This is a genomic window from Mesorhizobium sp. CNPSo 4689 (assembly GCF_057784325.1).
The window spans coordinates 105,452-130,895 of record NZ_JBWLUZ010000014.1; the positions used below are offsets into that span (position 1 = coordinate 105,452).

At 60.9% G+C, this 25,444-nt stretch carries 35 protein-coding genes; 9 read left to right on the top strand and 26 right to left on the bottom strand.

What is annotated here, in order from left to right; genetic code table 11:
• The 21 genes from AC04SI_RS19255 to AC04SI_RS19355 form a co-directional block, all read right to left on the bottom strand.
• On the bottom strand, nt 1–429 hold the full coding sequence (locus tag AC04SI_RS19255) for a hypothetical protein (RefSeq protein WP_488474688.1): 429 nt from the start codon (nt 427–429) through the stop codon (nt 1–3).
• A gap of 20 nt (nt 430–449) precedes the next feature.
• The gene (locus AC04SI_RS19260; RefSeq protein ID WP_488474689.1) at nt 450–1,043 is read right to left on the bottom strand and encodes a hypothetical protein; all 594 of its coding nucleotides are present in this window, start codon (nt 1,041–1,043) and stop codon (nt 450–452) included.
• Between the two features lie 58 nt (nt 1,044–1,101).
• A complete protein-coding gene (locus AC04SI_RS19265) occupies nt 1,102–1,377 on the bottom strand; it encodes a hypothetical protein (protein WP_488474690.1) in 276 nt (91 codons plus the stop codon).
• A gap of 14 nt (nt 1,378–1,391) precedes the next feature.
• Nucleotides 1,392–2,234, bottom strand: coding sequence for a phage capsid protein (locus AC04SI_RS19270; protein ID WP_488474691.1), 843 nt, complete (start codon nt 2,232–2,234; stop codon nt 1,392–1,394).
• A 183-nt stretch (nt 2,235–2,417) separates the two neighbouring features.
• Nucleotides 2,418–3,404, bottom strand: a complete 987-nt coding sequence (locus AC04SI_RS19275) for a hypothetical protein (protein ID WP_488474692.1) — start codon at nt 3,402–3,404, stop codon at nt 2,418–2,420.
• On the bottom strand, nt 3,397–3,660 hold the full coding sequence (locus AC04SI_RS19280) for a hypothetical protein (RefSeq protein WP_488474693.1): 264 nt from the start codon (nt 3,658–3,660) through the stop codon (nt 3,397–3,399). The genes AC04SI_RS19275 and AC04SI_RS19280 overlap by 8 nt, the downstream gene beginning before the upstream one ends.
• Nucleotides 3,661–3,701: 41 nt before the next feature.
• Entirely contained in the window at nt 3,702–5,342 is a 1,641-nt protein-coding gene (locus AC04SI_RS19285) for a portal protein (protein ID WP_488474694.1), read from the bottom strand.
• 5 nt (nt 5,343–5,347) lie between these two features.
• On the bottom strand, nt 5,348–5,533 hold the full coding sequence (locus AC04SI_RS19290; protein ID WP_488474695.1) for a hypothetical protein: 186 nt from the start codon (nt 5,531–5,533) through the stop codon (nt 5,348–5,350).
• A gap of 11 nt (nt 5,534–5,544) precedes the next feature.
• Nucleotides 5,545–5,775, bottom strand: coding sequence for a hypothetical protein (locus AC04SI_RS19295; RefSeq protein ID WP_488474696.1), 231 nt, complete (start codon nt 5,773–5,775; stop codon nt 5,545–5,547).
• Complete coding sequence (locus AC04SI_RS19300) at nt 5,772–7,349, bottom strand: terminase large subunit domain-containing protein (RefSeq protein WP_488474697.1); 1,578 nt, start codon at nt 7,347–7,349, stop codon at nt 5,772–5,774. Before AC04SI_RS19300 ends, AC04SI_RS19295 begins: the two co-directional genes overlap by 4 nt.
• A complete protein-coding gene (locus tag AC04SI_RS19305; RefSeq protein WP_488474698.1) occupies nt 7,333–7,797 on the bottom strand; it encodes a terminase small subunit in 465 nt (154 codons plus the stop codon). The genes AC04SI_RS19300 and AC04SI_RS19305 overlap by 17 nt, the downstream gene beginning before the upstream one ends.
• Nucleotides 7,790–7,972, bottom strand: coding sequence for a hypothetical protein (locus AC04SI_RS19310; protein ID WP_488474699.1), 183 nt, complete (start codon nt 7,970–7,972; stop codon nt 7,790–7,792). Before AC04SI_RS19310 ends, AC04SI_RS19305 begins: the two co-directional genes overlap by 8 nt.
• Before the next feature lie 210 nt (nt 7,973–8,182).
• The gene (gene nusG / locus AC04SI_RS19315) at nt 8,183–8,710 is read right to left on the bottom strand and encodes a transcription termination/antitermination protein NusG (RefSeq protein ID WP_488474700.1); all 528 of its coding nucleotides are present in this window, start codon (nt 8,708–8,710) and stop codon (nt 8,183–8,185) included.
• An 11-nt stretch (nt 8,711–8,721) separates the two neighbouring features.
• Nucleotides 8,722–9,549, bottom strand: a complete 828-nt coding sequence (locus AC04SI_RS19320; RefSeq protein ID WP_488474701.1) for a ribonuclease H family protein — start codon at nt 9,547–9,549, stop codon at nt 8,722–8,724.
• Nucleotides 9,539–9,787, bottom strand: a complete 249-nt coding sequence (locus AC04SI_RS19325; RefSeq protein ID WP_488474702.1) for a hypothetical protein — start codon at nt 9,785–9,787, stop codon at nt 9,539–9,541. Before AC04SI_RS19325 ends, AC04SI_RS19320 begins: the two co-directional genes overlap by 11 nt.
• Nucleotides 9,784–10,059, bottom strand: a complete 276-nt coding sequence (locus AC04SI_RS19330) for a DUF6074 family protein (protein WP_488474703.1) — start codon at nt 10,057–10,059, stop codon at nt 9,784–9,786. The genes AC04SI_RS19325 and AC04SI_RS19330 overlap by 4 nt, the downstream gene beginning before the upstream one ends.
• Entirely contained in the window at nt 10,060–11,031 is a 972-nt protein-coding gene (locus AC04SI_RS19335; RefSeq protein WP_488474704.1) for a hypothetical protein, read from the bottom strand.
• The gene (locus AC04SI_RS19340) at nt 11,031–11,213 is read right to left on the bottom strand and encodes a hypothetical protein (protein ID WP_488474705.1); all 183 of its coding nucleotides are present in this window, start codon (nt 11,211–11,213) and stop codon (nt 11,031–11,033) included. Before AC04SI_RS19340 ends, AC04SI_RS19335 begins: the two co-directional genes overlap by 1 nt.
• Nucleotides 11,210–11,554: a winged helix domain-containing protein gene (locus AC04SI_RS19345; RefSeq protein WP_488474706.1), complete on the bottom strand. Its 345-nt coding sequence runs from the start codon at nt 11,552–11,554 to the stop codon at nt 11,210–11,212. Before AC04SI_RS19345 ends, AC04SI_RS19340 begins: the two co-directional genes overlap by 4 nt.
• Nucleotides 11,555–11,637: 83 nt before the next feature.
• Nucleotides 11,638–11,850, bottom strand: a complete 213-nt coding sequence (locus tag AC04SI_RS19350) for a helix-turn-helix transcriptional regulator (protein ID WP_488474707.1) — start codon at nt 11,848–11,850, stop codon at nt 11,638–11,640.
• A gap of 424 nt (nt 11,851–12,274) precedes the next feature.
• Nucleotides 12,275–13,501 carry a tyrosine-type recombinase/integrase gene (locus AC04SI_RS19355; RefSeq protein WP_488474708.1) on the bottom strand — a complete coding sequence of 409 codons (1,227 nt, stop codon included), beginning with the start codon at nt 13,499–13,501 and terminating at the stop codon, nt 12,275–12,277.
• A 270-nt stretch (nt 13,502–13,771) separates the two neighbouring features.
• On the opposite strand from AC04SI_RS19355, the gene AC04SI_RS19360 reads away from it, so the two are divergent.
• Nucleotides 13,772–14,350 (top strand): hypothetical protein, encoded by a 579-nt coding sequence (locus AC04SI_RS19360; protein ID WP_404276508.1) that lies wholly within the window; start codon nt 13,772–13,774, stop codon nt 14,348–14,350.
• Nucleotides 14,351–14,426: 76 nt separating this feature from the next.
• On the opposite strand, the gene AC04SI_RS19365 is transcribed toward AC04SI_RS19360, so the two are convergent.
• Nucleotides 14,427–14,846, bottom strand: a complete 420-nt coding sequence (locus AC04SI_RS19365; protein ID WP_488474709.1) for a hypothetical protein — start codon at nt 14,844–14,846, stop codon at nt 14,427–14,429.
• Nucleotides 14,847–15,060: 214 nt separating this feature from the next.
• Between AC04SI_RS19365 and AC04SI_RS19370 the strand changes: the two genes are divergently transcribed.
• Nucleotides 15,061–15,432 carry a hypothetical protein gene (locus tag AC04SI_RS19370; protein ID WP_404276506.1) on the top strand — a complete coding sequence of 124 codons (372 nt, stop codon included), beginning with the start codon at nt 15,061–15,063 and terminating at the stop codon, nt 15,430–15,432.
• A gap of 315 nt (nt 15,433–15,747) precedes the next feature.
• Here AC04SI_RS19370 and AC04SI_RS19375 read toward each other — a convergent pair whose 3' ends face one another.
• Nucleotides 15,748–15,984 carry a hypothetical protein gene (locus AC04SI_RS19375; protein ID WP_404276504.1) on the bottom strand — a complete coding sequence of 79 codons (237 nt, stop codon included), beginning with the start codon at nt 15,982–15,984 and terminating at the stop codon, nt 15,748–15,750.
• Nucleotides 15,985–16,217: 233 nt separating this feature from the next.
• Between AC04SI_RS19375 and AC04SI_RS19380 the strand changes: the two genes are divergently transcribed.
• The 7 genes from AC04SI_RS19380 to AC04SI_RS19410 all read left to right on the top strand — a co-directional run bounded on the left by AC04SI_RS19380 (nt 16,218) and on the right by AC04SI_RS19410 (nt 23,839).
• Nucleotides 16,218–17,453 (top strand): septal ring lytic transglycosylase RlpA family protein, encoded by a 1,236-nt coding sequence (locus AC04SI_RS19380; protein ID WP_404276502.1) that lies wholly within the window; start codon nt 16,218–16,220, stop codon nt 17,451–17,453.
• 89 nt (nt 17,454–17,542) lie between these two features.
• On the top strand, nt 17,543–18,709 hold the full coding sequence (locus AC04SI_RS19385) for a D-alanyl-D-alanine carboxypeptidase family protein (protein ID WP_404276500.1): 1,167 nt from the start codon (nt 17,543–17,545) through the stop codon (nt 18,707–18,709).
• 146 nt (nt 18,710–18,855) lie between these two features.
• Complete coding sequence (gene tmk / locus AC04SI_RS19390) at nt 18,856–19,530, top strand: dTMP kinase (RefSeq protein WP_404276498.1); 675 nt, start codon at nt 18,856–18,858, stop codon at nt 19,528–19,530.
• Nucleotides 19,527–20,582, top strand: a complete 1,056-nt coding sequence (locus tag AC04SI_RS19395; RefSeq protein WP_488474710.1) for a DNA polymerase III subunit delta' — start codon at nt 19,527–19,529, stop codon at nt 20,580–20,582. The genes tmk and AC04SI_RS19395 overlap by 4 nt, the downstream gene beginning before the upstream one ends.
• Before the next feature lie 88 nt (nt 20,583–20,670).
• On the top strand, nt 20,671–22,221 hold the full coding sequence (gene metG / locus AC04SI_RS19400; RefSeq protein ID WP_488474711.1) for a methionine--tRNA ligase: 1,551 nt from the start codon (nt 20,671–20,673) through the stop codon (nt 22,219–22,221).
• Nucleotides 22,221–23,015 carry a TatD family hydrolase gene (locus AC04SI_RS19405; RefSeq protein ID WP_404276492.1) on the top strand — a complete coding sequence of 265 codons (795 nt, stop codon included), beginning with the start codon at nt 22,221–22,223 and terminating at the stop codon, nt 23,013–23,015. Before metG ends, AC04SI_RS19405 begins: the two co-directional genes overlap by 1 nt.
• A 2-nt stretch (nt 23,016–23,017) precedes the next feature.
• A complete protein-coding gene (locus AC04SI_RS19410; RefSeq protein WP_404276490.1) occupies nt 23,018–23,839 on the top strand; it encodes an MBL fold metallo-hydrolase in 822 nt (273 codons plus the stop codon).
• Here AC04SI_RS19410 and AC04SI_RS19415 read toward each other — a convergent pair.
• From AC04SI_RS19415 to AC04SI_RS19425, 3 genes are all read right to left on the bottom strand, one after another.
• Complete coding sequence (locus AC04SI_RS19415; RefSeq protein WP_488474712.1) at nt 23,821–24,552, bottom strand: GNAT family N-acetyltransferase; 732 nt, start codon at nt 24,550–24,552, stop codon at nt 23,821–23,823. The genes AC04SI_RS19410 and AC04SI_RS19415 overlap by 19 nt on opposite strands.
• Before the next feature lie 175 nt (nt 24,553–24,727).
• Nucleotides 24,728–25,234, bottom strand: a complete 507-nt coding sequence (locus AC04SI_RS19420; protein ID WP_404276486.1) for a hypothetical protein — start codon at nt 25,232–25,234, stop codon at nt 24,728–24,730.
• Nucleotides 25,224–25,444 (bottom strand): hypothetical protein (locus AC04SI_RS19425; RefSeq protein ID WP_488474713.1); only part of this gene is annotated, 221 nt, incomplete at its 5' end. The genes AC04SI_RS19420 and AC04SI_RS19425, both read right to left, overlap by 11 nt.

Genomic DNA, 25,444 nt, shown 5'->3' on the forward strand with positions numbered 1-25,444 from the left:
CTAGGCCGCCTTGAGGTTTTCCGATATCCAGGCAAGGCCGGCTTCTTTCGAGTCCAGCATTTCAGCCAGAACGACCTTATCCTTCGTGCGGATGACCCGCCAGCCGCCGTTCGGGCCGCCCCAGCGCACTTCATGCTCCGAAGGCTTGGAAAGCGTCGCTTCGTTGGTGAGCTTCACAGGGCCGAGCGTATAGGCGACACGAGCCCCGCCGCTGGCACCCTTGCCAACTTCGAGGACCATGACTTCGCCGAACCACGCCTTGTCGAAGCCGACCACTTCAATTCGATCGTCAGCGCGGAGCTGTGGGCCGACATGGACCCAGAAGCTAGGGTCAAGAAGGTCTTCCGGTTTGGTGTTCGCGTAGAGCGCCACGCGGTAGACGTTGCGCTTGCTTTCGGCCAGCAGCAGGCCGTTGACGTTCAGGGGCATGTTCGTTCCTTTCGGGATCATCAGGCGTACATGATGGTCAGAGCAAGAACATCGCCGGCGGCGATGGCGGTGGTGTCGGCGTCCGTGGCAAGGGCGGTGATCGCCCACGCTATGCCGGTGCTGAAGTAGTACCCATCACCGAAATCGAAGTTGAAGGGCTGGGAAGCGATCAGGGGGAGCACGATCACCGGAGTGTCAGTCCCGACTGTGGGAGCGGTGGCCTTGTTGTAGATTTTGAGAAAGCAGTTGGCAGCGGTGGCTTTCAGCCCTGTAATCTTCTTCAAATCCCCCGCCGACGCTTTTCCAGCGGTGGCGTTCGTAGTGGCGGCCGAGGACATGAGCCGAGAGACGGCGTTGGCTTTACGCTGGCGATCCCACGAGGTGCCATTGAACTGGTAGGCGTAGCCAATGGTGGTGAGTTTGTTGACCGTGGCGGTGACGGCAATCGCATCGGCGTTATTGACCCCAGCCACGAGAGCAACGTTACTGGCGTAAAGGGCGGTTGCAACCTGGTGAGTGGCGTCGATCGGGTTGCCAAGAGCGTCAACAAGCAGGACGGGCTTGACTTTGGTCGAGCTCGGATCGCCGACCACAAGGGGAAGGGCTTCGGCCATCGCCGGTTCCTTTCGTTGAAAGAGAAAGGCGGGAGCCGAAGCCCCCGCCGTTGACGCCTCAGTCGGTGTCGGTAGTGCCGACAGCGAGACCGTCGGTCAGGTCGACGGCAGCGGCCGAAGCCAGGTTGACCGTGTGGATGGTCGTGGCGTTCGAGCTGTCCGTGTCAGTGACAAAGACGATGTCGTTGACGCGCATGCCGAGCTGCCAGCCGTTCGTGAAGTAGCCCGAGACGCGGACCAGCGTGGCCGCGTCGACGGATTCGTACTTCCAGATACGGAAGCCAGCGATGCCCTGAGTAATCAGGACCGGAGGGTTGGAGGTCGAGTAAGCCATTATGTCAGCCCTCCTTAGACGCCGACGATGGCAGAGCCATCATGGTTCATGACAACAACGCCGCTGTTCTGCAGCAGCTTCGAACCCATGAAGGCGGAGGCGCGAGCCCAGGAATAACCCTGCTCTTCGTCATAGCCGACCTTGGATTCGAGGGTTTCGGTATCGGTCGCTTGGCCGATAGCGGAGCGGTGGTAGAGGAACGCCTTTTCGGCGCTCGTGCCGACACCCGGAAGGGTGGGGTGCACCAGCCAGTTGACGCCCGCCCAGCGCATGACGCGCTTGATGGGACCGCCGGCAAGCGGCTGCACATCGACGTAATCGCGAGACGTGAAAGTCGCGTCGCGCATGAAGTACGTCAGCATTGCGGGAGTGATGAGCCCCCACATGTTTTCGATCTCCTGAATTGGCACGGATGCCAGACCCAGGATGCCGATTGCCTTGGTGACCAGGGTAAGCGAGCCGGTCACAGCGGCCCCGGTGTCAACGGTGCCGTTCGCCAGTTCGGTGATGATGTCCGCGTCAACCTTGCGGTTCATGACCTTGAGCGAAGTGTCCTGCATGATGCGCTTCTGGTCGCCCTGGGAAGCGAAGATGTTGAAGTCGGTCTTGCGCACCAGGTCGTGCCATTCCACCAGCGTAGCGGTGTTCTGGGTCAGGTTGTCGCCACGTGCCGTGATAAGGCCGTTGACGCCGCGCGTACGAGCTTCCGCGCCGCCACTGTCGGCCACGAGGAAGATTGCTTCGTTGCCCTTGCGCACGAACTCGGTCGTGACAGACATGCGCAGCGGGCTTTCACCGGCTTCGAAACCGGCGATGTATTCCTGTCGATACTGTTTCTGGAATGCCGTGTCGGCCATGGTCCAGATTCCTTCTAATGAGGGATCGGGAGCCGTAGGCAGGTTGTCCGCAGGCCAGGGTCGCGGGTTGTCCGGGTTGAACCGGAGCCGCTAGACCGCCCTTCGGCGCTGACTTCGTGCTGGTTTGGGTAGAGCCGCTATCGACGGAGCCGCGTGGCGGGTTGGCCGTCTTCGAGCGGGATATCAGGCCTTGAGCTTGTCGCGGGCCGTGATCAGTTGGCGATAGCGCTCTTGCGCTTTCGTGTCCTTGTGCCAGGCGGCGCGGTCTTCCTTCATCCGCTTTTCCATCGTGGCGATTTCGGTATGAAGGCCTTCAGCCGACGAGCCGCCGGCCGGAATAATCGTGGCCATCGGGTTTTCAGCGACCGCCTTTGCGGCGAAGAACCTCAGAATGTCCGGGTGATTGCCGATTTTCCGACCGTCAGCCATCCGGCCGCCCATCAGGTTGTTGAACAGCTCCGGGTTGACGGTCTCGAAATAGGGCCGCATCGCCGCGAAGTTGCCGGCATAGTCGCCGCCCCATTCCTTTTTCAGGTCTGCCTCAGCCTCTTTCTTGAAGGTGGCGTCGGCCGTCGCTTGCTGGAATTGCTGTTCTTCCTGCAGCGCATAGTATTCATCGACCATTTCGGCCATGTCGCCGGGCGCGATGCCCTTCTTGATGGCACGTTCGGCGAAGGCGGCGACAACCGGCTTGTCATCGTCGCCGATCACCCGCTTGTCAGGCAGGACAATGGCTTTGACGAATTCATCGACGGCTTCAGGAATGTTGTTCTGCTTGCGATAGGCCGCCCATTCTTCGGCCGTGGCCTTCTCGCCGGGCTTGCCCTTCGGCTTGAGCCCTTCGGAAATCTTCCGCTGTGCTTCCTCTTGCGCCACGAGCAGGGCTTCAGGCGACGCGAACCGCTTGAGCATGGCGAGTTTCTTTTCATCGCCCTTCGCCAGCTTGTCGCGCCAGTCCTTGCCCCAAGGCCCTTCCTCTTCGGCAGGCGGTTCCTTGCCGGCTTCAGGAGCCGCCGCTGGCGCCGCCGGAGCGGGAGCAGGGGAGGCGGCAGGAGCGGGTTTGCCAGCTTCGGCAGTCTCGGCAGCGGGAGCAGGTTTTCCCGCTTCAGCAGCACCCGGAGCGGGGTTTTCGGCCGAGGCCGCGCCCGCTGCTAGAGTGTCATCAGACATCAAGCTTTCCTTTCGGTTTCGTCAGCAAATGGATTGGTGTGTTGACCAGCTTCAGGATCTGGTTTCCGACGTTGCGCCGGCCGGTCAGGTGATGACCGACATCAGGTTGCCCAGGGACAAACACTTCTTCGTAGGTCATCGCCGCCTTGTGCACGATCCAGGCGATAGCCCGCTTCTGTTGACCCTCAGAGGCATTGCCGGCGGCTACAGCTTTGATGGCCTCGACATCAAGGTCATCGTAGATGGCAGGCGCCATCGGATTGAGCCGAGGAGCCGCGCCACGCACAGGGTGTTGCGTCATGCGGCTTGCGCGCCCTGAAGAGCCCGAACCATGGGAGCGGCCTTGCCAGCGGCTTCAGCAGCCCCGCCAACGGTCGCCGCGACGTTTTCAGCCTGTGCCGCCGCTGCCATCTGTTCGGCCGCAGCCTGCAGCATCTTGTCGTTGTTGATCCACTCTTCAGGCCAGCCGGTCCGGCGCAGAAGGTCTTTCGCAATGGCCATCGCGTTGGGCAGCTTGGCAACGGTCGGGTCGAGCGCAGCGGCTTCCTTGATGACGCCCATGCCTTCGATGAGCTTCTGTTGCATGCCTTCGTCTTCGAGATCCTTGATAGGCGACTTGAAGGAGAATTCGACACCGGAGCCGCGCAGCGAATCCGGGATTTCATTGGCAGGGAAGGCGCCAAGCGAGCGCATCACCTTGAACGTCTCGGAGCAGAGTGGTTCCGAATATTCGATTTCCACCGGCTCAAACATCGGGATGTGAGCCCGCATCTGTTGTTCGATGACCTTGCGCACCTGGTAGGCGGTCATGTTCGACGTGTCTGGGATCGCCACCTTGTCCGTCATCATGCCCATGCGGATGGTCATATCGAGCCGATCCGACATGTTCTGCCCGGCAGGGAGGCCGGAATAGTCCATCTGCAAAGGCCGCAGCGCTTCGCCGAGGCGTTCGTCATACTCTTTGTCCAGCCAGGTAATGCCCCCGGCGCCGAGGCCGATATCGGACCGGACGACATCCATGGTGGCAATCATCGGCGGGTCGATCGCCTTTTCACCGGCTTCGAGCAGGATGCGTTCGATTGCCTGTTGCGTCCGGCTGTCGGGGAGAATTATCGAGGTGAAGACCGAGCGGGCGTATTGCGAGCCTGAGACAGTAGGACCGCGAGGCACGATGTAGCCGCGATAGGTGCGGCCGATGTTTTCGAGGACTTCGCCTTCGCAGTCCGGCAGCACCCACAGGGAAATGAACTCCTGTTCGGAGCGGACCTTGATGCCGGTATCGTAGGAGGCTGCGGGCACGACGACATGACGCGCCGAGATTTTCTTGTACGGGTCTTTCTCAGCGTCCCTGGTTAGAGCCTCAGGCACCTTGCCAGGGAAGAGCTGCATGAGCTGGGTTATCGTCGGCTTGCAGTTGCGATGCACGTCCGACACCGAGCCGGCATAGTCTTCCGACCACGCACAGTCGCGAAGGTGCCAGTTGCGATAGAACAGGTTGCGCCTGTCAGTCGTCGGAGCGACTTCGATGACAGCCTGTCCAAACGTCAGGTGATCATGATCCCCGGCTTCCGTTGCCCGCGTGAAGCCGGCGCCGTTCCGGTACATGACCGCCCGCTGCATAGTTGTGGCGTATTCCAGCCAAGAACGAGCATCAGGCATCTTGTTGCGGGCATCATCGAGTGATTTTACCTCAAAGAAGTCTGATGGCCGGAGCATCGTCCGATAGAGGTCCGCCATATCGCGACGGTAGATTGCCGCCCGAGACGAGAACGAGCCGGCCGCATAGTCCGAGCCGATGTTGAGCGCTCCGGTGAAGTCGGCGCGGTCGTAATAGAAATGCTCCGCCAGCTCCTGCCAGTGCGAATGCAGCGGCGTCTTCTCGCTGAAGAGGCGGTTGCCGTTGTCGACAATGGTTTGAACGGCGGCCGAAGGCTGCATCTGGCTTACGCCCCGAGCTTGCCGACAGAGCCGGTGAGATTGTCGGACATGATGGTCGAATCCCGACCGCCACGAGCCCGCATCTCTGCCATCTGGCGACGCTTCTCAGCCAGGACAGCCGGGTCTTGATCGTCAGGCATGCGTGTGGGCGATTCGACCTTCGGCGTTTTGGGCTTGAACAGGTTTGCCATCGTAGGTTCTCCTAATTGTTCAACTCGTAGGCCAAGGCCTTGGCATCGAGAGCCCGCCCCTTGAGGCCGTACAGCACCGAGACAGTTCCGGCGCCACGTTCAGACCGCAGCACGCCGAATGCCGCCCCATCGAATGCCTTGGCCGCCAGGGAGAGGGAGCTTTCCGCCTGCTTTTCGGTGATCAGGCCGCGCGTCGTCCCCTTCGCTGGCTTCGGAACCTTGATCGAGTCTTCAAACGTCATCGCCTGCCTACCTTCTGTTTCGAGTAGCCGACCTTGACTTGCGGCAGCCGGCCGCCGAGTGCCGCGTCATGCATCTTGCGGATTGCGAGCTTCGAGCCTTCCGACCAAGACATGATGGTCGCGTCGCCACGGTCAGGAGAGCGGCCGAGCCGGACCTTGATTGCTTCCTTCTCTTCGATCTGGACCTTGGCCGTTCCCACCGGCTTCCAGCGGACAGCGATCAGATCGGCAAGCAGCAGCGGGTCAGGCGGCAGAGCGATAGGCGATCCGCCTTCTTGCGACGGGTCCAGCGCCTCACGGAACCGCCAATGCGCTTCGGCTCGCTTGTTGATGAACGACCACTGCCCATCGGCAGACTTGGCCGTTGAAGTGTGGGAGGCATTGTAGCCGGAGACAGCGACGCCGTTGTCCTTCAGGAAGGTAACAGAACCGCCGCCATATCCGCCGCCGACATCGACAATGACGCCGGCACCGTCCCGACGAACGCCGAAGACCATGGCGCCGATGCTTGGACCGTCTGGCGTTTCCTTGCCCGGCTTCACCACCAGCGGTGCGAACCATGTCCCGTATCGTGGCGCTATGGTCGAATCGTCAGCGCCACCTTGCGCCACGTCGACACCAAGCGCCGTCATCTGCAGGCCCTTGAACCCGTCAGGCTTCCATCGGGATTGAGCAGCCTTGACCCATTCACCCGGCAGCAGTTGCCATTCGTCATCAGCGCGGCCGGCTTGGAAATCGCCATAGAGCAGTTGCGAGCGGAGCGGTTCGGGCAGGCTTTGCAGCTTCGCCTTGTAGTCAGTGTCCCGCAGGTATGGATTGTCATCGAGGCTCGCCGGGATGAAGGTCCGCGACATCGCTTCGTATTCTTCGCCGCCACGCTCATAGACGCCAGCAGCGTCGACCCATTCAGTGACGCCGCCGACCACGATGGCCCAGCGCAGTTCACCAGGCATCGCCCGGTTGGGGTAGTTCGGATCAAGCCAGGGCGCGAACTCTTCAATGAGCCAGAGACCATCGCCACCACGAGGCGGGTTCGATCCGAGGATGACGCGGCACCGCTGGCCTTCTCTTGTCGATCGAAGCCAGCCAATCAGCGAGAAGACTTGTTCCCGCAGGAACTCGCCGGCCTCATCGAACGCGAGGTAATCCCGTGCGTTGCCGGCATACTTGCGCCAGTCGTCTGGCTGCTTGAGGCCTGCGAACTTGAGCCGGCCGCCATTCTTGAGGCGCCAGACGTTTTCATTGCCACCAATGAAATCGCCATGACCGGCCAGGATCTCCCGCGAGAACTCAATCAGGCCATCGAGCTGGGTTGCCTCACGGCGCAGGATCAGGCTGGAATGGTGTTCGTTTGCCGCAGCGCCGACTTCGAGAGCAGACTTGCCGCCGCCGGCTTGCCCACCATAGAGCAGGATATCAGCAAGGCTTTGGAGCGCAGCGGTTTGTGGTCCGGGATTGGGGAGGAAGGGCTTGTCCAGTTCGGCAGCGACTTCCGAAACCAGTTCGGCCCGGTCTTCCGGCGACAGCTTGGCAATGATGGCTTCGAGCGACCGAAGATCAAGGGCCGCGTCCATCGACCTCTTTCATGCCCTTGGCCAGGATCAGCGCCACAGCCTTGGCGAGCTTGCGCGGCGAATGGTCAGCAGGCATCAGGTCTTTGCCGTCCTTGCCGGTCAGTTCCGCCTTGTCGACCAGCAGGCCGTGAAGCTTTGCCTTGCCCATGGTGGCGGACACAGCAGCCGAGGCGCCCTTTTCGTCCTTCATGGCCTTGAGGCGCGCCTGTTCCAACTCATCCGTGAGCGTGCCGACCGAGACCATGAGCAGGTCGCGGGCTTCGGCCTGTAGCTCTCTCACCCTTGCTGAAACCTTGCTGTCAGCCAGCAGGCGCGAAGCGTTCGACCAAACCGTCTCTGGCTTCGTGTCGACCCCTACTTCGTGGGACAGGCGATAGGCCTTGGAGCCGTTCCCTGTCTCGACATACGCGACCGCGAAAGCTTCCTGCTTTTGTGTCAGGTCAGGCATCTGCCGCCTTCGATTTCACCACGGCCAGGGCTTCGAGGATTTCAGCTTGCACTTCGGCCCTCGCTTCCTGCTTGGCGATCGACACAGCCATTGCGATTTGTCGGCGCGTCTCGGCTTCAGCGGCCTTGATGACAGCAGGCGGGAGCTTTGCGCGGCGCTTGTTCAGAAAGCCCATAGGTGCGCCTCCCGGCTGAAACGTTCCGTAACGCCGAGTAACGTTACATCACGTGACACGTTGACGGTCACGTGACCAACGTTTGTAAACGGCAGCTAACGTTTGTGGATATGTTCCGGAGGGCAGGGGAGGCGAACTAAGCCCCTGCATCGGCCCGGCGAGTGATCCGAAGATCCCGCACAGTCAGCCGCAAATCGCCTGTATGTGGTATTATGCTACCTTCGCTAGATTTTCAAGGTCTACCGATGTCGGCACCGATCGACCGAAGATCGAGACCAGCACCTTGGCCTTCCGGCTATCCTTCACCGCGTCGACCAGCCCTTCCAGGCCGATAAACTGCCCTTCGGCGATCCGCACCTTGTCGCCGGCATGGAGCCGGAAGCCATCGGCCCGCGTCTCATCGAATGCGCCGCTGTCCACCGCCCGGCGAATCCGCTCGATTGTCTTGTCGTCAACCGGCACGGGAAAGCCTTGGACGCGCAGCACCTTGTCGACGCCATCGACATCATCGAGCTCGGAACACAGGTCAGGCGTCGCCAGTTGCACAAACATGTAGCGGCAGAATAACGGAAACTCCCGCATCAGCCATTTCTTCGTCCGATGGTGCCTGATCTCTTTGCGCCACACCGGCCAGAAAACTTCGTAGCCGGTGCGCTTCAACTCTTCCGCCGCCTTGCGCTCCGATGACACGGCAGATTGAACGACATACCAAGGTTTGGATTGAGTGCGTCGGTTCATGCTGCGGCCCTCTAAATGGAATATTTGAGTTGTTGCTGGATCAGGTCCAGCGCCGTCTCCGGCATCGCCTCTTCACGCCCTTGCCCAGCCAGTTCGTCGGCCCGTTCATTGCCAACAGTACCGACATGGCCTTTCACCCATTTCACCTTGACGAACTGCAGCTCGTCCTTGGCCTTGTCGATGGCCTGCCATAAGGCGAGGTTCGCGATTGTCTGGTTCTTTTCGCTGGCGTTTTCGCCCTTACGTTTCCAACCTTTGGCCTTCCAGCCAGGCACCCACTCGTTCAAGCCTTTGACGACGTATTGGCTATCGCAGTAGATCACCACGGGTTCGGCCGGCGCAGTTGCCGCCACCCACGCCAGCGCCATCAGCAAGCCGGTCAATTCCATAGTGTTGTTCGTGGCAATGGCCGTGCCGCCGCAGCTGGCATCAATCTCAGCGCCGTTCTTGTGGACCGCGAAACCCCAGCCGCCGACACCCGGATTCGGTTCGCAGCATCCATCGCAGTATATCACCAGCGTGTCGGCCGGGATCTCGTGCTCTTCGTTATGAGCAGGCTTCGCCTTGCCCTTCTTCTTCGGCACGAAGGGTTGGCCCCGTGTCGGAACCGGCCGCGACGTTGCCGCACCTGTGCAGATGATATCCTGCAGCTTCTTCAGAAGCGGGAAGTGCGAGGCCGAACGATCTGCCGGGAACTTCAGGCGCTGGTTGCTAAGGTTCTGGACGAAATAGGCTGCTTGGCGCTCGCTCACAATCGACTTTGTGTCGACACCTTGAGCTTTGAGCCATATGCGCAGCGACTCGAGGCCTGCCGGCCATTCGTAGAATTTACCCGCCATTTTTGTTGTGATCCTTCATCTCCTCGATAACCTTTTCCATGGCCTTCAGGACTTTGTAGGCAGAGCTGGTTGTGGTCAGGATTATGATATCGTCCTCGTTCTCGACGTTTGGGTCTCGCTCTTGCCGGATCACCATCCCGCCATAAGGGTTCATGTAGACGGCCACGGCCTTTTGCTCACGGATCACCAGCGCCTCGCTATCTTCGTCCCAAATGTCGTCCTGCTTCTTCTTCGTCATGCCGCATCACCATCTTGTTGCGCCGCCGACGACCGCAGCGCGTCGAAGACAACCAGGGCGAACTTTTCGATTTGATCCTTGATGACCGCATCGTCACGCAGGCCGCAGACCTGCATCCGGCCTATCTGCTGCCGAACAGTCGTCCGCCAGAACCGATCAGCGGCGCTGCCGTGGCGCTTTTGCAAAATGCCAATGGTTTCCCGCACCAGCCGTGCATTGCGATGCAGCGGAAAGGGAACGACCGATGCCGTTTTGTCCAGGTTCTGTTCCATTTAGCTCGCAACTCCCATCTGCTGGAGTTCTTCTTCAACGTCGCACTGTTCGGCGCCACCGTTGGCGTTTACGGCGCCGGTTCTGCTTTGGAGGGAAGAGGGCTGTTTTGACGGCAGCGCCACGACCACCACCGCCCCGCCAACCATGCCGAAAGATTTTTTTGCGAGCGTGAGCGAGCTTGGACCCCGTGAGGGGGCCTCTTGCGACTTTGACGCAAGTGCGTCGCCAACCGCATATATCTCTACTCGCGACAGACCTGCGACAGCACGGCGCTCCCAGGTGCGACGAGAAATGCCCTCTGCCACCCAAGGCTTGAGCCTTGAAAGAGAATTGGCCTCATAGGACGCGCGATTTTGGCAGCCGTCTGCCTCGCGTTTTGCGGCTTGCCGAGCGCGGTCACGTTTGCGCTTGCGATTTTTGGCGATGCCCTTGCGGGTCCGCTCGGAAATGTCGCAGGCACCGATAGTGAACAGCCCTAGTTGTTCGCGCTCTAGAAAACCGACCCGCAGCAGATGCGCCACGACCTGCGCTTTCATGTCGTATTTGCGCCGAACCAGCTCATTCAGGATTGGCCGGATAATTGTGCCTGCCTTGGGCAAGGCCCAGGGCGCGAAGCGCGCGCACCAGCCTTCTGCCGATTTTTCAAAATCGGCGTCGACCTGATGGCAATGGGCATTGAGCGCGAAAAACGCGGCTCGGATGAAAACGTCAGCGTCGTCCGTCTCGGGCACGATTTTGCCGTACCGCGCCTTGATGAGCTTTTCGATTTCCCGCAAGCGGGCGAGCGGCAGCGAAAACGACCCGCTACCCTTCCGGCGGCTGGCCCGGCCGTGACCGAGTGCCAGTCTCTCAGTCGCCGACAAGTCGTAGAGCGCTGATGTCGATCGGCTGGCATAGGTTGCGCGGGCCTCGTCGGAGATCCATTCCGATATCCACGCGTCACTAAAGGCTGAAGCAGAGCGGCGGGCCATCAATGTGCCCTCGCCAGCATCAGGTTGCTTTCACGGATCGCTTGAACGGCCTGCAAGGCCGAGAGGCCGAAGCGCTCACGGACTTGGGGTATCGTCGCCTTGCTTCTGTCGGCGCCGCCGGTCGCCAGCCATGTGGCAGCTAGGTCGACCGGGCTTTCGGACTTAATGGCGTCGGCGCTCATGCGGTCACCATGTCGGCGACGATGGTGACCGGGGTTTCAAGCCGATATCTCGAATGTCTGCCAGGAAAATCCCCGCCGTGGGTTTCATGTTGCGACGAGACGATGAACCCGTCGCGACGCAGTAGGTACACGTAATGTGAAACCCTGACCCCCGTAGGCAAGTCGAGCGTCGTCACGCCACGTTTGCCGGCTTCCACCAGCTTGGTCATCATCCAGGCGGCGCGACCGTCGAGACGCTTGGTGCGTCCATCGGGTTCGATCCTGACTGTGACTGTGGATTTCTTCGGCGCCGAGGCCGGAATTGATTTCGCTTGGGAGATATCAACTGCTATGGCTTCCAATGTTCTGGTCCTTTCGGAATCTCAGGGGAGGTTACGTTTTCGGTCCGGATCGGCTTGAGCGGCTTTGGTTTGGCGACCGCCGCTCAAGCTTCCCCTGCTAGCGCAGGTTTCAGTTTCCCTTTCGGGAGGTTATCCAGCCAGGCATCGGCATCGACCTTGCGGACAAGAACCTTGCGGGGTCCTGCCTTACGAGTCTCCAGCCGGCCGGCTTTGATCTCTTCGTAAACGAAGGTTCGGCCGACACCGTAGGCAGCGCAGAGCCGCTTTATGGTGAAGGCGTTGGGCATCACTTCCATCCTGTTAAATCTCCTTGTCGGTTTACTGCGAATTGGTCCGAACCAGTACGAACATATTACCACTTGCGATGACTCGGTGTCGAACACCGTAAATTCAATACACAATTATTTTCATTCGGTCCTTTCTCTCTGTTTTTTCAAATACTTAAGTCGAAAAACAGGCACGTTTTCCCCACTATCCACAGGGCTTTTTGTTCCCTTTTGGTTCCGACCATGGCGCAAGGTAAAGCGCCAGCGCCAAAACCCTGATTTTGCCCCTCGCAGTAATGCACGGAAATAGAGGGTTGACCGTCCCGCCCCACGCAGTATCGCGGCCGGCTCAGAACAAGCCGCGAATGGTCCTCAAACCGAAACCCTCACACGCCGAAAACATGCTGTTATTCGATTCACTCGTCAAGCATCAGCGGATGCTAACGAACGGTTATCAGCGATTTCCCCCAACAAGGCGCAAGTTTCCCCTTGCCGCGGGCGAGTTCAGGAAGTTCGACCAGGCCGCCATCAACTTCCTGCGCTTGTCCAATGCGTCCGACCGCCGATAGGCAATCTCGACAGAATCACCAAGCTTGTGGGCGAGGGCAGCTTCGGCGACCTCGCGCGGAAAGCTGGTTTGATCGCCGGTCCAATCTCGGAACGCCGACCGAAAACCGTGTGGCGTGAAGTGGCCGACTTCCATCCGGCGCATCTGCATCGTCATCGCCATCACAGAAAGCGGCGCCTCGGGACCGCGCTTCGTTTCGCCGGGGAAGACGTAGTCGGAAACGCGGGCCTCAGAGAGTGGCTTCACGATAGCTAGCGCGGCATCAGTCAGCGGAACTCGGTGGACCTTGCGGGCCTTCATCCTGGATGCCGGCACCGTCCAGACCTTTTCGTCCAGATCCAGCTCAGGCCATTTCATACCGAGAACTTCGCCCGAGCGCGCCGCCGTCAAGATGAGGAAATCCAGAGCCTTCGCAGACAGGGCTTCGGAGGCTCGCAGGCGCTGCACGAACGCCGGCACGTCGACATAAGGCATGGCGCTGTGATGGCCACGCGAAAGCTTCTTCCCCTTCGCCAGCAGGTGTTGAAGGTGGCCGCGCCATAGAGCTGGGTTTTCGCCAGAGCGATGGTTAGATGCCTTGGCGTAGTCCAGCACCCGCTCAATCCGGCCGCGCAGCCGTTGCGCCGTTTCCGGCTTCGTTTGCCAGACTGGTTTGAGAATGGCTAGGACATCGGCCGTGGTGACTTCCGACACCGGCTTCTTGCGGATGGATTTGCAGTAGGCGTCGCCGAGGGTCATTTCCCATTGCGCTTTGTGCTTGGGATTGCTCCAAGCCTTGCCGACTTCGGCGATGAAGTCTTCCGCGCACTTGGCAAAGGTTGGCACTTCCGCCTTGGCTTCCATGTCGATCGGTTCGAGCCCACGGCGCAGACGGTCGCGGCAGTCACTGGCGTCGATGCGCGCCTGCTTGAGCGAGATGGAGGGATAGGAGCCGAGGCCGGTTTCCTTCCACACACGGGCGCCGCCGGAGCCTTTGAAGTGGATAAAGGACCAGGACTTGGTCCCCTCTTTCTTCACGCGCAGGTAGAGCCCGCCGCCGTCGCTATATCGGCCCGCCTTCAGGTCTTTCTTCCTGATGGTCGTTTCGGCGAGCAAATTCAGCGAGCGGACCATATTCCAGCAACTCCGTGCCTAACTTCGAAGCACGATGTTAGCGGATTTTGGCGGACGACACCAACCGAAGAATGCCGAAAACCCAAGGGATTCAATGGTTTTTTCGTATATTAGCGGACCATGGCGGACGCTGGTTTAGAAGACACTCCCTCCGCCAAGTCACTAGCAAATCGTGCGTTTTTTCATTTTTTTCGCGCTAGATGGCCAAACGACCAGCCAATCGATGTACTGGATGAGCATAGCGACACGGTAGGGGCTTAGGGGAGTTACATGATCCCGACTGACTTTCTTCGCTACGAAAACATACTTGCTCCGGAAGACTTCCAAAAAATAGGTTTGCTTACGCTTCGGTGGTCGCTGATTGATCATACTGTCGGCAATTGCCTTCGTGTCCTTTTGCGCCTTACTCCGGCAGAAGCTGTCCCCATCGTCTTTAGGCTGGGCGCGGCGGAGCGCCGGGAGAGAATTCGGGAATTGATCGCTATCAACCCCGTTTCATGGGAGGCAGATTTCTTATTCAAGGAATTTGACTCGGTGATGCGGGCAATACAGCCTGTCCGGAACAGCCTTGTTCACTCAATTCTATTTTGGACGAATGACAGAAAAAACACCTTCTTTCACCTCAGATCGAAGGACAAGGATTTGACTAGAGAGGAGGTCTTTTCAACCGAAGACCTCACCACCTATGGCCTTATCGCTGTTTCTAATCTCAGATACGCGGTGGGGCCGAAAGATCATGATCCGGACGAGATTCCGCCGCCGCTGCCGGAAAGACCCGAAGTACCGGAGTTCCTTCGCCCATCGCTCCGATGGCCGGAAAAGCCAAGCATGCCAACGGAGGGGTCCTAAGTTGGAAATCTTGCGCCAAGCGAGTGAAATCGCCTTTGTCGTGGTTCCAATCTTGATTCTGGCGTTTGCGGCAATCCTATTTCGCAAGCGAAAATGGAAGGAAGCTTTCGGCCTCTTGATCGGAGGCGCATTGGCGGCATTCGACTCGGCCTCTCGGTTCGGGTGGCTTGGGTAGCGGCACGCGCGGACAACTATTGTTCTTCCCGAAAATCCCGTCGATGCCTGCTATGTATCGGTAGCCGCCGCGCTCCCACTCGTCACGCCTCTGGCTGTACGATTCGGACCAGCCGAGACTATATTCAGTGTCGTGGCCGTCCTCGTCGTCGCTGGCGTCTCCCTCTCGGTCATCGGTGCCGACGACTTCGGCACCACCAGCCAGATACGGTTCGAGATCCGGGTCAGGCTCTACGAAGTCGAGCAGTGTAATCAGCCGCTCAATCTCATCTTCGATCGAGCGGCGGACGGTTGGGCCCGAAAGGCGAGGGTGCGCATTCATGACAGCACCGCCTTCCGGTTCGCCTTGCGCCCCGCCTGTTGGCGCCCGACGACCAGCGCGAGGCATCGGCGCTCCAATCTATCGGTTGGAGGCATGATCGGTACGAGGTGCGCGAAATCATAAGCCCCTTGTGGATAGGGACCTTGGTGCTAGGCTGCTAACTATTCAGCCCGGCTCAAACGTGCTCTCTTTTCTTTAACTTGGGAGGCAACCGTTGAACCGCATTTTGATTACACTCGCCGCAGGAATTTGCTTTGCATCGTCTGCTGCTTCGGCCGGACAGGGAGGACAGGACAACATCAACTTCCTGGCTCGGATGCCCGATGCCAAGTTATATTTGGCCGCTACAATGGCAGGCAACGTCAACGGCGTTATGCAAAGGTGCCGGCTGAGGCCAACAGAAGATGGAAAAGCTATCATTGCTGTCCCAGTGCTTTTGTACGAAGGGCTAGAAAAACACCTGACGCCTAATCCTCCTAAGTTCAAGAAGGCCATCCGTACCTATGAAAGAGCTTACGCCATGGCGGTCCAGAGAGCGGGAAATTGCCAGACCGAGAAGGCCAAATACCCAAGACTCTACCGGTAGATGGCTGCCAAACGGTTTGCTGACCTTCTTGGGCCCTTGTCAGGAGAACTTGCGAAACCGAGCGATACTCATTCTCGCTGTCACCGCCACAGTTCCTTTGGCGATGGTTGCCGATCAGACAGTAGGGAAGGATAACAGCAAACGGAGAATGCCAGAAACCCAAGGGAATCAACGGCTTTCTGCTACGTCAGCCAATGCGTTTAGAAGGCACTCCCTCCGCCAGATTTTGCCGATAAGCGCTTGAAATCGTTAGAAAATTTATCGGAGGAGCGTTGCCTCTCAATCTTCCTAACCGGTGTAAACGGCTACCACTTCCTAATTGCCGGCCATCAACACAAGTGTCGTCCGCGTTTTGCCTGCTTCGGCTTGCTTGCGGCAATGTTCCGGGATGTTCGGCCAAATGGCCACGTCGCACTGCACCACGGGTTTGCCAGTCATCTCGACGTTGGCGGCCTCGCTGGTGGATGACGCGAACAGCAGCGTCTCGGTCACGAGCCCGGCAACGGCGGCGACCTGTGTCAGTACGATAGCGAAAGCGACATTTTTAAGCATCCGGCGACAACGCGCCGAGCGGGCTCCGGTTCCATGGTGCGCCACGCGCCAATCCGCAGGCGAGGGCGCGCCACAATCTCGCCCGGTTCCGACCATAATCGGTTAACACCGTGATAAACAATTCCTGCGCACAAGGGGATTGGGGATCAGGGTGTCGCTGGCATGTTTCGTGCGGGTTGCTTTGGCTTCACGGAATTCAGCTGGCAGCAAGACTGTAGGGGACATCAGGAAAAATGCAGACTTCGGCGCGCCCGCGTCTTCGTCGCGCTCCCGCTTTCGTGCTGTTCGCCGTCTCGGCGGCGTTGCTGGCTGCCTGCGCGGCGCCGCAGCCGAAGGCGATGGTCGACACCAGGAAGCCGCGCTCCAAGGAGTATTTCTCCGAAACCGAATATGGCGTGAAGGCAAGCCCGCGCGTCAGGTTCAACATGGCTTCCATCCCTCGTGGCGGCGGCCGCGACCAGCTCGGCAAACCCTACCAGGTGCGCGGCAAGTGGTATTATCCGAAGGAAGACAGGCGCTACGCCAAGGTGGGTCTCGCCTCCTGGTATGGTGATGCATTCCACGGCCGGCTGACCGCCAATGGCGAAATCTACGACATGAAGCATCTGACGGCGGCGCATCCGACCATGCCGCTGCCGAGCTATGCCCGCGTCACCAATCTCAAGACCGGCAGCTCGGTCATCGTGCGCGTCAACGATCGCGGTCCCTATCACGAGGGGCGTATCATCGACGTGTCGCAGCGAGCCGCCGAAATGCTCGACTACGCCAATATCGGCACCGCCAAGGTGAAGGTCGAATATGTCGGCCGCGCCCCGCTCGACGGCAATGACGACCAGTATCTGATGGCTTCCTACCATCCCGGCAACAGGGCGCCGGACCCGTCCGATGGCCTGCCGACCGGCGTCATGGTGGCCATGAATGGCCCGTCGCCGAGCCTGCCGGCGAGCGCCGCCGCCGTGCCGTTTCCCGGTCAGCTGACCGATTCAGGCCAGCAGCCCGAAGCGCAGGCGGTCATGTCCTTGCAGGCCCCGTCCTCCAGCGATGTCACGCTGCCCGATTTCGGCCCGATCGTGCCTGAGCGCCCGGCAATCAACCTGCCGCCGCAATCGCCCTTTGCCTTGGCCTCGCTGTCCTATGCGGATGAGCGTGTCGAGCGCGCCGACGTCTTTGCCGCTTTGGGTGGCCAGGGCATGTCGCCTGCCGATGTCCTGCAGTCATGGAAGCGGACCAACCCGCCGCTGGCCACCACCGACTACGTCGCCGCCGGTTCGTTCGAGGATGCTGCCGAAGCCAGGCGCGTGGCGGCCGGGCTCTCGGGTTTCGGCAGGACCGAGATCCAGCGCTCCGACCTCGATGGCAAGGACTGGTATTCGGTCAACCTCTATCCGGACGGCCATGGCAGCCTGGACGAGATGCTGCAGGCGGCGTGGTCGCATGGCGCGCCCGACGCGCTTGTTGTGCGCAACTGATCAATTTTGCGCTCGCGGTTGATCCGCCGGGAAAAAGCCTGATAGCTTTGCGGGCATGACGCACGCCGGCTAACGGGTCGAGATTCCTTATGCAATTTCGCTTTTTCTCGCCTGTCGCGGGGCTTCTGGGACTTGGCCTGCTGCTGCTCTCGCTCGCTTCTGCGAGTGCGCAGCTTTTCGAGACCAAGGCCGCGCAGGCCTTCATGATCGACGCCGAAACCGGCACTGTCCTGTTCGCCAAGGACGCCGACAAGCCGATCCCTCCCGCATCGATGGCCAAGCTGATGACGATGGAGGTGGTTTTCAACGCCATCAAGTCCGGCCGCATGACGCTCGACGACACCTTCGTGGTTAGCGAGAACGCCTGGCGCACGGGCGGGGCGCCGTCGGGAACGTCGACCATGTTCGCCAAGCTCAAGTCGGCGGTCAGCGTCGGAGACCTGATCCAGGGTGTGACCGTGCAGGCCGCCAATGACGGTTGCATCGTGCTGGCCGAAGGCATGGCCGGATCGGAGGCGAACTTTGCCGCGCAGATGACCGAACGCGCGCGTCAGCTCGGCCTGCAGAAATCGACTTTCGTCAACGCGACCGGACTGCCGGCCGACGGGCAGCAGACGACGGTCAGGGAACTCGCGCTGCTGGCGCTGCATCTCTGGCGCGACTACCCCGAGTTCTTCCGCTATTACGGCCAGCCGGAATTCACCTGGAACAAGATCACGCAGAGGAACCGCAATCCGCTGCTCGCCATGGGCATCGAGGCCGATGGCTTCGTGGCCGGCACGAGCGAGGCGGCGGGCTTCGGCATCGTCGGCACGGTCAGCCATAACGGCACGCGGGTGATCGCGGCGATGAGCGGGCTGGCCAGCGACCGCGAGCGATCCGAGGAAGCGCGCAAGCTGCTCGACTGGGGCTCGCGGTCGTTCGAAAAGACCGAGATCTTCGCCAAGGACGAAGTGGTCGGCGAAGCGGCAGTCTTCGGCGGCGCCAAGTCCGGCGTGGCGCTGAAAGCCAAGGGGCCGGTGGACATTTTCCTGCCGATCGCCAACCGTGACAAACTGACCGCGAAGATCGTCTATGACGGGCCGGTTTCCGCACCGGTGGAAGCGGGGCAGCCGGTCGGCGCGCTGCGTGTCTGGATCGGCGACACGCTGAGCCAGGAGACGCCGCTCTTCGCAGCCGAGTCGGTCGGCGTCGGTACTCTGCCGCAGCGCGCGCTCGATGCCGCGAAGGAACTGGCTGTCGGCTGGCTGCGTTAGAGCAATTCCAGGAAAAGCGCAGCGGTTTTCCGTCTCGGAATTGCGCCAAAACGATAAGTGGCTTCTGGCCTCAGGTCGTGGACCTTTTTTCAAGCCGGGACTAAGAGAACATCCAGACCAGGGCGGCACGGCAAGGGCAGTTTCGAGTGGCGAGCGGATTTTTCATCACCTTCGAAGGCGGCGAGGGCGCCGGCAAGTCGACGCAGATCGAGCGCCTGGCAAGGAAGATGCGTGCCAAGAAATACGATGTCCTCGTCACCCGCGAGCCCGGCGGCTCGCCGGGCGCTGAAGCGGTCAGGCATGTGCTGCTTTCAGGCGCCGCCGAACCGTTCGGCCCCAAGATGGAGGCGCTGCTTTTCGCGGCCGCGCGCTCCGACCATGTCGAGCAGGTCATCCGGCCGGCGGTCGAGCGCGGCACGATCGTGCTTTGCGACCGCTTCATGGATTCCTCGCGGGTCTACCAGGGCGTCACCGGCGGCCTCGATCCGGCCTTCATGGAGGCACTGGAGGAGGTCGCCATCAACGGCATGGTGCCCGACATCACGCTGATCTTCGACATCGACCCGGCCGAAGGCCTACGGCGCGCCACGGCACGGCGCGGCGCCGACGCCGGCCCGGACCGTTTCGAAAAGGAGACGCTTGATATCCACCAGCGCCGCCGCGAGGCTTTCCTGGCAATCGCCGCGGCGGAGCCGCAGCGCTGCATCGTCGTCGACGCTTCCGCCGACCCCGATACGGTCGAGCATGTCGTCACCGCCGCCGTGTTCGCCGCCCTGGAGACCATGACGCCGGCGCACAAGCGGCAGGCAACACCCGCATGATCTTCGAACGCATCGCCCCCGAACAGCACGACACGCTGGACGGCGTGCCGGAGCCATCCGAAACGCCGCGCCTGGTCGGCCATGCGCAGGCGGCCAACATGCTGGCATCGGCCTATCGCTCCGGCAAGCTGCCGCATGCGCTGATCCTTGCCGGGCCGGTCGGCATCGGCAAGGCGACTTTGGCCTTCCACCTGGCGCACCATCTCTTGAAGCATCCGGCCTTCGAAAAGGCTCCGGACGCGCTAGCCGTTCCCGATCCGGCCTCATCGCTGTTTCGCCAGATCGCCACCGGGGCGCATCCTTCGGTGCTGCATCTGACCCGTCCGGCCAACGACAAGACCAAGAGCTTCAAGACGGTCGTCACCGTCGACGAGATCCGCAAGGTCAGCCGCTTCCTGTCGCTGACCTCGCACGACGGCAGTTACCGGATCGTCATCGTCGACCCGGCCGACGACATGAACATCAATGCTGCCAATGCCTTGCTGAAGAATCTTGAGGAGCCGCCGACGCGCACGCTGTTCATCCTCATCGTCCATGCGCCGGGCAGCCTGCTGCCGACGATCCGCTCGCGCTGCCAGATGGTGCGGCTGACGCCGCTCGACGCCGAGGATCTGATGACCGTCCTCCAGGGCATCGAACCACCGCCGCCGGAAGAGCCGGCGGCACGCGCAGCACTAGCCGAGCGGGCAGGGGGCAGCGCCCGCAACGCGATCCTTTTGACGCAATATGGCGGTCTGGAGATCGCCGCCGCCCTGGACGCCCTGGTCGGCGCCAGAAAGAGCGATGTCAGCGGCGCCTACCGGCTTGCGGAGGCTGTCGGCGGCCGCGACCAGGCGATCCAGTTCGACATCTTCAATCGCCATGCGTTGGGCCTGCTCTCGAACGGCGCAAGCGAGGCCGCACGTGCCGGTGATCTGGCGCGGGCCAAAACGCTGTCCGACACTTGGCACGAGGCGCTGAACGCTATATCTGAGACCGACACCTACAATCTCGACAAGAAGCAGCACGCCTTGACCATGATCGACCGCCTGAATTCTGCAATGCGAATGTGAACGCGGCCCTGGCTCGGGATGGAAATCGCCGTTCCGATGCGATATCCACCGCCACACTCCCATTCAGACATTCATGACGGCTTCATCCATGGCACGCGAAAAATATTACCTGACCACTCCGATCTTTTACCCGAACGGCAAGCCGCATATCGGCCATGCCTATACGGTCATTGCCAGCGACGCGCTGGCCCGCTTCCAGCGCCTCGACGGCAAGGATGTGCTGTTCCTCACGGGCACCGACGAGCACGGCCTCAAGATGCAGCAGACGGCCGAGAAGGAAGGCATCGCGCCGATCGCGCTTGCCGACCGCAATTCGGCGATCTTCCGCTCGATGACCGAAACGGTCGGCGGCTCGAACGACGAATTCATCCGCACCACCGAACCGCGCCACTACGCATCCTGCCAGGCGATCTGGAAGGCGATGGCCGCCAATGGCGACATCTATCTGGACCGCTACAGCGGCTGGTATTCGGTGCGGCAGGAGGCCTATTTCGACGAGGGCGAAACCACGCTCGGCGAGGATGGCGTGCGCCGCGAGCCGCTTGGCTCGCCAGTCGAATGGAACGAGGAGGAAAGCTATTTCTTCCGGCTGTCCGCCTATCAGGACAAATTGCTGGCGCTGTATGAAAACCAGCCGGATTTCGTCGGTCCGGCCGAGCGCCGCAACGAGGTGCTAAGCTTCGTCAAGTCCGGCCTCAGGGATATCTCGATCTCGCGCTCCACCTTCGATTGGGGCGTCCCGGTACCGGGCGACAACAAGCATGTGATGTATGTCTGGGTCGATGCGTTGACCAATTACCTCACCGCCGCCGGCTATCCCGACACCAAGTCCGAGAAATGGAACTTTTGGCCGGCCACGCACATCATCGGCAAGGATATCGTCCGCTTCCACGCGGTGTATTGGCCGGCTTTCCTGATGTCGGCCGGGATCGAACTGCCGAAGCGGGTCTTTGCCCACGGCTTCCTGTTCAACCGCGGCGAGAAGATGTCGAAATCGGTCGGCAATGTCGTCGACCCATTCACCATGGTCGAACATTATGGGCTCGACCAGGTGCGCTATTTCTTCCTGCGCGAGGTGCCGTTCGGCCAGGACGGCAGCTACAGCCACGATGCGATCGTCAACCGCACCAATGCCGACCTTGCCAACGACCTCGGCAATCTGGCGCAGCGCTCGCTGTCGATGATCGCCAAGAACTGCGATGGCGTGGTGCCGAAGCGCGGCGAACTGACCGACGCCGACAAGGCGATCCTCGACCAGGCGACCGCCGCCCTTGCCACGGCGCGCAAGGCCATGGCCGAGCAGGGCATCCATCTGGCGCTGACGGCGATCTTTGCCGTGGTGGCGGAAGCCAACCGCTATTTCGCCGGCCAGGAACCGTGGGCGCTGAAGAAGACCGATCCGGCGCGCATGGAGACGGTGCTGTGGACCACGGCCGAGGTGATCCGGCGGGTAGGGCTGATGTGCCAGCCTTTCATCCCGGGCTCGGCGGCAAAGCTGCTCGATACGCTGGCCGTCCCGGCAGACGGCCGTGACCTTGCCCATGTCGACGAACGTCACGCGCTGGTTCCAGGCACGGCACTGCCGGCGCCGCAGCCGGTGTTTCCGCGTTATGTCGAGCAGCCGGACGCGAACGCCTGATGCTGGTCGACAGTCACTGCCATCTCGATTTTCCGGATTTCGCCGAAGAGCGGGCGGCCATTGTCGCCCGCGCCCTGGCGGCTGGCATTGGTCGCATGGTCACGATCTCGACGCGGGTGAAGCGGTTCAATCAAATACTTGAAATCGCGGAGTCTTTTGACGACGTCTATTGCTCCGTCGGCACCCATCCGCACAATGCGGCCGAAGAGCTTGATGTGACGACCGACGAACTTGTGCGGCTATCGGCCCATCCCAAGGTGGTGGCGATCGGCGAGGCGGGGCTCGACTACTTTTACGACCACGCCCCGCGCCAGGCGCAGGCGCAAGGCTTTCGCACCCATATCGCCGCCGCGCGCGAGACCGGCCTGCCGCTGGTCATCCATTCGCGCGACGCCGATGACGACATGGCAGCGATCCTCGAGGACGAAACAGGGAAGGGCGCCTTCCCCTTCATTCTGCACTGTTTTTCGTCCGGGCGGCGGCTGGCCGAAGTCGGCGTTGCGCTTGGCGGCTACGTGTCCTTCTCCGGCATCCTGACCTTCAAGAATTCAGCCGAGCTGCGCGCCATCGCCGCCGACGTACCGCATGACCGCCTGCTGGTCGAAACCGACGCGCCATATCTCGCGCCGATCCCGTTTCGCGGCAAGCGCAACGAGCCCGCCTATGTCGCGCACACGGCCAAGGTGCTGGCCGAGACGATCGGCGTAAGCGAGGCCGAGATCGCTGCTATCACCACGGACAACGTCTTCCGGCTTTTCGGGAAAATGCCGCGTCCGGGCGCGCCGGGCGCCTGAGCATGAGCGACCGGCTGCGCCTTACCGTTCTCGGCTGCGGCTCGTCGCCAGGCACGCCACGCATCACCGGCGACTGGGGCAATTGCGACCCGGCCAATCCAAAAAACCGGCGCATGCGCACGGCGGCACTCGTCGAGCGCATCGCGGCAAACGGCGCCCGGACCACGGTCGTCATCGACACCGGCCCGGATTTCCACGAGCAGATGCTCTTGGCATCGGTCAAACGTATCGACGCGGTCATCTACACGCACCCGCATGCCGACCACATCCACGGCATCGACGATCTGCGCGGCTTCGTGCTCGAACAGCGCCATTTGATCGATGTCCACGCCGATCAGCCGACGATGCAGCGCCTGCGGCAGGCGTTCGGCTATTGCTTCGAAACGCCGCCGGGCAGTTCCTATCCGCCGATCGTGCGCGCCCACATCATCGATCACGCCACGCCGGTGGTGATCGAAGGCGAGGGCGGTGCCCTCACCCTCGAGCCGCTGCCGCAGATCCATGGCGACATCATCTCGCTCGGCTTTCGCATCGGCGGGCTCGCTTATTGCCCTGATATCAGTGACTTTCCGGAGGCTACGGCGGAAAAGCTGCGCAGCCTCGACACGCTGGTCGTCGACGCGCTGCAGTACAACCCGCATCCGAGCCATCTGTCGCTTGGCCAGGCGCTTGGCTGGATCGAGAAACTGGCGCCGAAGAACGCCGTGCTGACCCACATGCACGTGCCGCTCGATTACGCCGCGGTGATGGCCGAGACGCCGGACAACGTCGTGCCGGCCTATGACGGCATGGCAATCGAAATCCCTTATGAGTCAGTGCGATAAGAATAGCCCTTCATGAGGGCGTTTGGCTCTTTGGCCCGAATATCAGCAGCGTTCCGATCCGCTTGTAGCCCCATGCGGGGATAAAGCAGCGCCCCGGCGTGGGTCGCGGCCAGTACCGAGCACCGCGACCCTTGTGCCCGATCGTCGTGCAGCATTTTCGACATCAGAGCCTGGCCGAGGCCGCGACGCCGGTGCGAAGGCTCGACATACATATCCGTGCACCACGTGGCGCCCCCGGCGTCCACGCTACGCACGCGCCCAACGATAGCGTCGCCATCGACCGCCACATACTGGCGGAACGGCGCGCCGTCGCCGAGCAGATTGTCGGCGATCGGGCGCCTGCGCATGATCTTTCCCAACTGCGCCGCCCGTTCGGCTGTGCGCACGCGTTCAACCGAAGCAACCGCCGGCGGGCTTGGAATCTGGCGCAACCGCGTCGGCCCATCCGGTTCGTCGCTCGCGATCACGACGGAAATGGCAAAGCCCGGCCGCGCATGCTGCCGCACGATAGCATCGGCTTCCTGAGCGGCAACGTCATGGACGACCCATTCCTCGCTGCGGTAGTCGCGAGAATTCTTGCGCTCGGCATCGCGCATCAGCCACAATGGCCCGACGCGGCTGGACTCGTAAGGAAAGGTGCGGCCCTTGCCGGTGCTGTAGCCATGCACGAACACCTCGATTGCCGATTCAATCTCACGCTTTGCTGTCGTCATCCGGGCAGCGTAGCGTTGGCCATCTGCCCAAGGCAACACACATCGATCGCGCCAAGCCTATGAAAATCAGCAGCAATTCCCAGGTATCGGCCAAAGCACAAGTTCCATAATCTATCTTATGCGACTTTCCGACTGTAACTGTAGCAGCCTTATTGAGATGCGACAGTTGAGCGATTTAGAGGGGCGGCAGTCCCCGGCTTTCACGGTAGCCGGGCGGATCTTCAACCACTACCATTGCTATTTTTTGCTGGACAACGACGAAGCGCAATACGTTTGATGCCAGCATGAACTCTGTTGGCTTGGCGCATTTCCATTCAACTTTAACAACCTCGGCATCAACACCTGTGGTGCTAGTGACTTTTCTTTCTGTTTGAATCAGAGGCTTCGAACAATCCGATTCAGGAAGATGTTTTACAAACTCTGGAAAAACCTCTGCCAAGTCCCCACCGGTGTCAAATATGATCCAGGCTGCATCAGGCGCCAGGAACGTTTTGGCCTTGTCCGGATTTTCGATCGAGAGGCTAATGTAGCTCCTAACGAGTTGGGCAGGCGCGACGTCAGAAGCACCCGCAGCGGCGATGGAAAGGCAAGTAGCGATCGCCACCACGATGCAGCTTAACTTCGTGGCGGGCGTCAGCGGTCCTTCTGCTCCAACAGTTTCCTTGGCCCGGTCATCGCTCAAATCTGTCAGTCCCAACTGGAGTGGACACAATATGCCTACGCTCACTGACATAAGGCAATATCTCTAGGACCAATCGACATTCAGGATTCAAAATTGCGTTGATGCATGATTCATAGGCTTCCAGATTCGATCTGGAGGACAATGGATGGTGTCGCGCTACGAACTGAGCCAGCGGCAATGGCAGCGCATCGAAGGTCTTTTGCCCGGAAA

Bases quoted from the DNA above. Each gene is read 5' to 3' on its own strand.
- AC04SI_RS19280 (WP_488474693.1), bottom strand. From the start codon at position 3,660: ATGGCGCCTGCCATCTACGATGACCTTGATGTCGAGGCCATCAAAGCT.
- AC04SI_RS19275 (WP_488474692.1), bottom strand. From the start codon at position 3,404: ATGTCTGATGACACTCTAGCAGCGGGCGCGGCCTCGGCCGAAAACCCC.
- AC04SI_RS19365 (WP_488474709.1), bottom strand. From the start codon at position 14,846: ATGAATGCGCACCCTCGCCTTTCGGGCCCAACCGTCCGCCGCTCGATC.
- AC04SI_RS19260 (WP_488474689.1), bottom strand. From the start codon at position 1,043: ATGGCCGAAGCCCTTCCCCTTGTGGTCGGCGATCCGAGCTCGACCAAA.
- AC04SI_RS19340 (WP_488474705.1), bottom strand. From the start codon at position 11,213: ATGAGCGCCGACGCCATTAAGTCCGAAAGCCCGGTCGACCTAGCTGCC.
- AC04SI_RS19385 (WP_404276500.1), top strand. From the start codon at position 17,543: ATGCAATTTCGCTTTTTCTCGCCTGTCGCGGGGCTTCTGGGACTTGGC.
- AC04SI_RS19395 (WP_488474710.1), top strand. From the start codon at position 19,527: ATGATCTTCGAACGCATCGCCCCCGAACAGCACGACACGCTGGACGGC.
- AC04SI_RS19320 (WP_488474701.1), bottom strand. From the start codon at position 9,549: ATGGCGGGTAAATTCTACGAATGGCCGGCAGGCCTCGAGTCGCTGCGC.
- AC04SI_RS19330 (WP_488474703.1), bottom strand. From the start codon at position 10,059: ATGGAACAGAACCTGGACAAAACGGCATCGGTCGTTCCCTTTCCGCTG.
- AC04SI_RS19335 (WP_488474704.1), bottom strand. From the start codon at position 11,031: ATGGCCCGCCGCTCTGCTTCAGCCTTTAGTGACGCGTGGATATCGGAA.
- AC04SI_RS19295 (WP_488474696.1), bottom strand. From the start codon at position 5,775: ATGACGTTTGAAGACTCGATCAAGGTTCCGAAGCCAGCGAAGGGGACG.
- AC04SI_RS19415 (WP_488474712.1), bottom strand. From the start codon at position 24,552: ATGACGACAGCAAAGCGTGAGATTGAATCGGCAATCGAGGTGTTCGTG.
- AC04SI_RS19270 (WP_488474691.1), bottom strand. From the start codon at position 2,234: ATGGCCGACACGGCATTCCAGAAACAGTATCGACAGGAATACATCGCC.
- AC04SI_RS19355 (WP_488474708.1), bottom strand. From the start codon at position 13,501: ATGGTCCGCTCGCTGAATTTGCTCGCCGAAACGACCATCAGGAAGAAA.
- AC04SI_RS19285 (WP_488474694.1), bottom strand. From the start codon at position 5,342: ATGCAGCCTTCGGCCGCCGTTCAAACCATTGTCGACAACGGCAACCGC.
- AC04SI_RS19290 (WP_488474695.1), bottom strand. From the start codon at position 5,533: ATGGCAAACCTGTTCAAGCCCAAAACGCCGAAGGTCGAATCGCCCACA.
- AC04SI_RS19350 (WP_488474707.1), bottom strand. From the start codon at position 11,850: ATGGAAGTGATGCCCAACGCCTTCACCATAAAGCGGCTCTGCGCTGCC.
- AC04SI_RS19300 (WP_488474697.1), bottom strand. From the start codon at position 7,349: ATGGACGCGGCCCTTGATCTTCGGTCGCTCGAAGCCATCATTGCCAAG.
- AC04SI_RS19410 (WP_404276490.1), top strand. From the start codon at position 23,018: ATGAGCGACCGGCTGCGCCTTACCGTTCTCGGCTGCGGCTCGTCGCCA.
- AC04SI_RS19375 (WP_404276504.1), bottom strand. From the start codon at position 15,984: ATGCTTAAAAATGTCGCTTTCGCTATCGTACTGACACAGGTCGCCGCC.
- AC04SI_RS19310 (WP_488474699.1), bottom strand. From the start codon at position 7,972: ATGGGCTTTCTGAACAAGCGCCGCGCAAAGCTCCCGCCTGCTGTCATC.
- AC04SI_RS19305 (WP_488474698.1), bottom strand. From the start codon at position 7,797: ATGCCTGACCTGACACAAAAGCAGGAAGCTTTCGCGGTCGCGTATGTC.
- AC04SI_RS19255 (WP_488474688.1), bottom strand. From the start codon at position 429: ATGCCCCTGAACGTCAACGGCCTGCTGCTGGCCGAAAGCAAGCGCAAC.
- AC04SI_RS19325 (WP_488474702.1), bottom strand. From the start codon at position 9,787: ATGACGAAGAAGAAGCAGGACGACATTTGGGACGAAGATAGCGAGGCG.
- metG (WP_488474711.1), top strand. From the start codon at position 20,671: ATGGCACGCGAAAAATATTACCTGACCACTCCGATCTTTTACCCGAAC.
- AC04SI_RS19360 (WP_404276508.1), top strand. From the start codon at position 13,772: ATGATCCCGACTGACTTTCTTCGCTACGAAAACATACTTGCTCCGGAA.
- nusG (WP_488474700.1), bottom strand. From the start codon at position 8,710: ATGAACCGACGCACTCAATCCAAACCTTGGTATGTCGTTCAATCTGCC.
- AC04SI_RS19405 (WP_404276492.1), top strand. From the start codon at position 22,221: ATGCTGGTCGACAGTCACTGCCATCTCGATTTTCCGGATTTCGCCGAA.
- AC04SI_RS19380 (WP_404276502.1), top strand. From the start codon at position 16,218: ATGCAGACTTCGGCGCGCCCGCGTCTTCGTCGCGCTCCCGCTTTCGTG.
- AC04SI_RS19265 (WP_488474690.1), bottom strand. From the start codon at position 1,377: ATGGCTTACTCGACCTCCAACCCTCCGGTCCTGATTACTCAGGGCATC.